The organism is uncultured Rothia sp. (assembly GCF_937976295.1).
GTDB lineage: Bacteria > Actinomycetota > Actinomycetes > Actinomycetales > Micrococcaceae > Rothia.
The window spans coordinates 1-6,246 of record NZ_CALJRY010000353.1; the positions used below are offsets into that span (position 1 = coordinate 1).

Below are 6,246 nucleotides of genomic sequence, written 5' to 3' on the forward strand. Positions count from 1 at the left end.
ACCGCTATTATTTGGGCTCGTCAGCGGGGTATTACGTTCGGCTGGGTTGATGGTCGATTCCACCCGAATGAGCCGCTTTCGGATCGTTCCACGGCCGCGTTCCTCTACAGGTATCAGCGAGCCCGTGGGGAGGTGTCGCCAAGCTTACCGACGTCTCCTTCACTGCCGGACTCTAACCCGAAGAAACAGACGCATTTCCCGCTTAGCTCTCATTGGCGGCTCTGGATCAGCCCGGAGACTGCTTTTTCACGTGAGTCTAGCTGGGCTATTGAGCAACGTATCTGGGGTTACATGCCTGATCAAGGTTACTTCTATGAGAACTTTGGCGGCTTCAAGATGTCGTACCGTCAGGTGGCTGTGATGCTGTACCGTATGGAGCACGGCGGCAGCCGCCTCAGGTAACGCCCGGTCGTGGTGAGGGGTAACCTGTGGGCTGGGATGCTCGACGTAGTTCGGCTTTTCAGCCCGCCGGTGCAACCCTTTGTTTCCCCCTCCCCGGCGACTTCTCTTGCCTGGCGCCAGGCTTTACGGGGCGTCTTCTCCCCTAGTCTGGCTTTCAGGTTCTATCCGCTCAACTTCTTCACTCACTTCATCTACTCACTCATTTCAATCACCGTATAAATTTTGTAGATGGGATTATGATGTCTTCATTCTTCGCCCCACGAGGTGCCCCGCACCATTCTGAGACCCCGCGCCACCCGGCGAGCGCACGCGTGCTCAGCCTGTCGCTGCTGCTGGGTTTGAGTCCGCTTGCGGGTATTACTCCCGCTGCGCTGGCTGCGCCTCAAGAAGCACCCGTGCAGAACGCGCCCGTGCAGCAGAACGAACCCGCTCAGAATAAACCTGCGCAGAACAAACCTGCCCAGGGTGATAAGCAGGATGCTTCCCTGCCGACCCTGCGCGTGTCCAGCGGCTCCCTCGACATTCTTCACGGCGGTACCGTGCACGTGGAGGGTACCGGGCTGAGCCCCGAGTTCTTGGCGCATCACGAGCTGCGTAGCCTCACGATTGCACCGAAGGGCTCTTCAACCTACGCTAACCCCTACCAGAAGATCGATCACCGCGGCCTTGTCTTTGACGCCCCGGCACCGGCTGCTGACGGCAGTTTCAGCGCTGACCTGACGGTTCCGGCGAATAGCCTGCCGGCGGGTCTGGAGTACGAGGTCATTCTGACCTACCGCCCCGTAGATGAGGCGCACCCCTATGCGTGGAACACTGAGGACCGCATCCGTGCAGCACTGCCGGTGGAGTATAACCTCCCGGAGGCGGAGCTCCCCTCCATCACCTATGATGTTTCGGCTATTTCTGAGGAGCAGATCGCTTCCGGTCAGCCGATTGAGGTGACGCTGACGGGTACCGGTTTTCAGGATGTCAGCTCCGTGAAGTTCACCCTGTCCGAGCATGATGAGCAGGGAAAGGTCACGAACGATAATGTGGCTTCGCTTGGTGAGCTGAAGGCGCCGGATACGGAAGAGAATCAGCGCATTTTCAAGGGCCTGATTCCGAACGGCTATTTCCAGAAGAAAATCACTATCCCCGCGGGAGTCCTGAAGTCCGGTAAGGGATATTCCCTGGGTGTTTCAGGTGTAGAAACCCACGGTTGGAGCAAGCTGAGGCGTAAGTTCCCCTTCGTTCCTGTGGGCAATAACCCCGCACACATGGCGTATCAGGATAATTCGTTCAGGAACACCCTGCCGAAGGTTTCTGTTGCTGCGCAGGATTTTGATCCGGGTCAGGACCGCGTCTATAAGGTGACTATTTCTAATATTTCCCCCGAGGTTGACCTGGGGTACTACATTGACTCTGTGGGGATTTATAACGCTACCTCTGGCGAGATGGCATCTTTCGCGAAGAATGATGTAGCGGGCCAGTACTATAAGCGTGATGAGCTGGTAACCCGCAATGCTGACGGCACTCTGACGGTTGAGGTTGAGTATAAGGTTCACGGCGATTCCTACAATAGGCCTTCTTCTCGCGGTTCAGTGGCTGAAGTGCGTGTGGTGTTCTCGGACTCTGAGTATTCGTACGGTAGCCATAAGTTCACGGTGAGCACCCAGCTTCCGATGGCGCCTCTTGCTGCTGATGCTGTTGATTGGGAGAACCCGGCGAATGTTGAATTGAAGGTGACTTCGGGAACCCTGAATATTTCTCAGGGTGGCACGGTGTCGGTGACGACTTCCCCGTTGAACGCTGAATTCCGCAAGAAGTACACTTTCTACGAGCTGGCTCTGGTGCAGCGCGGATCGGTGTACGTGTATGCAGAGCACAATAGTTATGCGCCTCTCGACGAGTACGGCGGGGCTATCAAGGACTTGGAGCCTCAGGTGCGTGAGAACCCGGACGGTAGCCTCACCTACACGTTTGAGGTTCCCCCGCAGTACGTTGAGGCTGCCGACGGTGAGCTTTTCGATGTGGTGATGACGTACTACCCGTCGGATGAATTTGAGCCGGAACCTTCGAGTAGGTCGAACCGTTTGTATGTCCGCGCCCATATCGATGTGGTTCAGGATGCGCAGCCGACCCGTGGAACCTACACCTTCAGCCAATCCGCTATCGACGACCCGTGGAAGGATACGACGCTGCGGGTTGAGGGACGCCATGTCCTCGTGCAGGCTAGGGAACAGGTTTCTAATGATTCGTCGGTCATCGCTATTTATGAGGCTGACCCTGCAACGGGAAAGATGGTGGGTGAGCCTGTGTTCACTCAGCAGGTGGACTACACGTACTACGGGGTTATGTCTAGGTGGTTCCGCAATAACTATTTCAGCACGGATCTGAAGATTCCTGCGGGTACGTTGAAGCCGGGCAAGCTCTACTTTATTGGCATGTATGGTGGCGGGTTGCCTTACCCCGGCATGGAAGATTCTCCGGGTTCTATGCTGAATGATGTTGTGGAGTTCCTTCCGGTGCATTCTCCCGAGCAGAACTCTGCGGGGCCCACTCTGCATCTTGGGTCGGTGGGGCTGAGCCCGTACGCGAAGACGAACTCGTTTACGGCGCGCGCTACCGGGCTGTCTGCGCCGGGTGAAGGTTCATACCGCCTCTCGGTGCAGCATGTTGATGAGCAGGGACGTTTGACCGGTCAGACGGTGTTCCAGCAAGCAATCCCCGCCGATCGCATCCAGGATGGCAGGGTGGAGCTGAATCTGACGATTGCTCAGCAGCTGAACTATTCGGGTTCGTATCGCCTGGTCTTGGAGAAGGTTACTTCGGGTAAGGATGGTGCCGCGGAGTCGGTGGAGCAGCTTGATGTCGAGGATATTCCTCTGAAGCTGACGCGTGAGGATGAGTTGCAGGCGGCTGAACGTTGGTTTGCTGATCGTGAGATTTTGCCTGATCCTTCGCCGCAGTCCTGGCATAGCGGTATGACGCGCCGCGATGTGACGGTGGCGCTGTACCGTTTGGCGGGTTCCCCGAAGGTTGAACTGCCTGCAACCAGCCCTTACGCGGATGTGGCACCGAGCGACCCGGACTACACCGCGTATATTTGGGCTCGTCAGAAGGGCATTACCTTCGGCTGGGCGGACGGCAAGTTCCATCCGGAGGCGAAGCTTTCGACCCCGTCGACGGTGGCATTCTTGTACAGGTATCAGAAGGCGATGGGCCAGGTTACGCCGAAGGCGCCGACCTCTGCCTCACTACCGAAGAGCAGTAGCTTGCCGGGCGGTAATGATGCGCCCCGGAGTGCTGGCGGCTGGGAGCATCAGGTTCGTCAGGGTAGCGCTTTCTGGCGTGAGGCTCAGTGGGCTGTTGATCACCGCATGTGGGGTTACCGCGTTGACGGGGAATACGCCTATGAGGACTTTGATAGGTCTTTCGTTTCCTCTGCTGATTTGGCGTTGATGCTGTACCGCATGGACCACGGCGGCAGCCACCTCCGGTAGCGTCTCGCCGTGGTGTTAGCCATTTTGGTTGGCTTTCGTCAAATAGGTGACTTTACGGCTCTGTTTATGTGCCATTTTTATTGTGGGTGACTTTTATGTTGCCTTGCCCACCGCATTGTGAATATTCTCAACCTGCAGAGGTTGCATAGGTGCGAATTTTTCGAATGCGGTGGGTTTTTTGTGCTTTCTTTTTTGTACAGTGACCAGTGTTTGTGCTTATCAGCACAATATTTAGGCATATTTTCCACGTCATGCACATACTTTTTAAAGCTATACTTCACCTTAAGACATGCGATAAAACACACAGACATTTTTCGCGCTGATGACCTTTCAGGTTCCAGCACGTCTTAACTATTTGCTACGGTGTTTATGCGCACCACACTCGATGCGCGACACCGATAAAACTGATTGGATAACAATGTCCTCGCTTCCCAGCCACATGCGCTTTGCGCTACCCAAAAACATGGCTAAGAGCGGCTGCGCCCTCACTTTGGCGGGCGCCATGCTCTTGCCCCTCTCCCCCGCGTTTGCGGCTCCTGCTGCTACTCCGGTAGCAGCCCAGGCTGTCGCGCAGGGTGAGGCTCAGGGTGCTCAGAGTCTGCAGGTTACCTCCGGCACTTTTGATATTCTCAAGGGCGGCAACGTGACGGTTAGCGGCTCCGGTTTCTCCAAGGATTTCGTTAAGGGCAAGTCGTTCCGCCTGTACGTTGTTCCTAAGGGTGAAAGCGTTGCTTTCCCGCCGCACCGTCCGCGTGATTACCCCTTCTATGTTCAGGATGTTCCCGCCTCCGCTTTTGCGGCTGACGGCACCGTGAATCTGACCGCTTCTATCGGCGCTAACTATCTGGAGGCCAATGGCTCGTCCTTCGATGTTGTGCTCGGTTACCGCGATGACGCTGAAGACGGCTGGATTCCCGCGGATGAGGTTCGTACCGAGCTGAAGGTTGCGGATGTTCCCACCGTTGATTCCCCGACCCTGTCGTACAGCGCTTCGTCAGTGAATGCTTCTGAGAACACTAAGGTCACCGTGAACGGTGCCGGTTTCCAGAACATTTCGTACAACGGTAGCGAGTCGCTGATTGTTGCGGTTCGTGCGGTTGATCCGGCGACCGGTAAGGCGACCGGCCCCGCGCTGGCTCAGTCGGAGGCTAAGTTCACCTCCTACTCTGCTTTCTTCGGTCAGTACATGGGTTACACCAACGGCCGTTTCTCGACTGTTCTGGACATCCCGGCGGGCACCCTGAAGTCTGGCAGCTCCTATGTTGTGCAGACTTTCGAGTTCAACGTTCCGGAAGATAACGATGAGGCGAACAGCCAGGCGCTGAGCACTCAGGCGTTTGTGCCGGTGAACGGCGAAAACGTTAAGAAGGCGTCTCCTTCGGTTTCTTTGAGCACTGACACGGTGGATTTGAGCTCTTCGACCACTATCCGTGTGAAGGGTAAGGATTTCAACGTCCCTGCTGGCGCTACCGTGAACGTGCTGTTCTCGGCTGCTGAGGCTGACGGCAACCCGACCGGTGAGGCTCTGGAGAGCATCACCCTGAACGCCGCCCGTGTGGCGACCGGCGCGTTTGAGACGACCGTTAATGTTGACGGCACCAAGCTGGATGCTGATAGCCACTACGCTATTTTCGTGACCGTGAACTACGCCGATGGTGGCAGCGAGCGCATCGCGGCTGATTATCTGACTCTGACTGGTGAGTCTGCGAACCAGAAGGCTCGTGAGCGTTTCGCTGACGTTCCGGCTGCTCACGCGAACCACAAGGCTGTTCTGTGGGCTGCTGATCAGAAGCTGATTGATTCTCGTGAGAAGGATTGGTTCGGCGTTAATGATGATGCGACCCGCGGTGAGCTGACTGTTGCACTGTACCGTATGGCTGGTTCCCCGAAGGTTGCTCTGCCGGCTACTAGCCCGTACCCGGATGTAAAGACTGATGATCCGAACTACGCTGCGTACATTTGGGCTCGTCAGAAGGGCATTACTTTCGGTTGGTCTGATGGTAAGTTCCACGCGGATGCCGGCATTTCGAATGCTACTGTTGCGGCGTTCCTGTACCGTTTTGACGGTAAGAAGCCGGTTGCTGTAACTGAGGCGCCGTACACCGATGTGAAGGTCGGTTCTGCGTTCTACCGTGAGATTACGTGGGCTAAGCAGCAGAAGCTGCAGGTGTTCCCGGGTTCTGAGTACCACCCGACTGCGCTGGTGAGCCGTGGTGAGCTGGCTGGTTTCTTGATGAACTACAAGGTCCGCTAGAGCTCTATAGGGTCTGCTAGGGCTAGTCTCTAGGGTCTAAAGATTATGCCGGGCTGGCGGTGATGAGACGTTGGTTTTATCCCGCTGGCCCGGCTTTTCTGTGCCTCC

The 6,246-nt window shown here is 56.3% G+C and carries 3 protein-coding genes; all 3 read left to right on the plus strand.

Annotated features, from left to right (window positions below):
• Window positions 1-402: S-layer homology domain-containing protein (locus tag Q0216_RS09460; protein WP_298594842.1), on the plus strand; the 402-nt coding region annotated here is incomplete at its 5' end.
• A gap of 236 nt (window positions 403-638) precedes the next feature.
• Window positions 639-3,884: an S-layer homology domain-containing protein gene (locus Q0216_RS09465; protein ID WP_298594844.1), complete on the plus strand. Its 3,246-nt coding sequence runs from the start codon at window positions 639-641 to the stop codon at window positions 3,882-3,884.
• A 418-nt stretch (window positions 3,885-4,302) separates the two neighbouring features.
• On the plus strand, window positions 4,303-6,138 hold the full coding sequence (locus Q0216_RS09470) for an S-layer homology domain-containing protein (RefSeq protein ID WP_298594847.1): 1,836 nt from the start codon (window positions 4,303-4,305) through the stop codon (window positions 6,136-6,138).
• Window positions 6,139-6,246 lie beyond the last annotated feature (108 nt).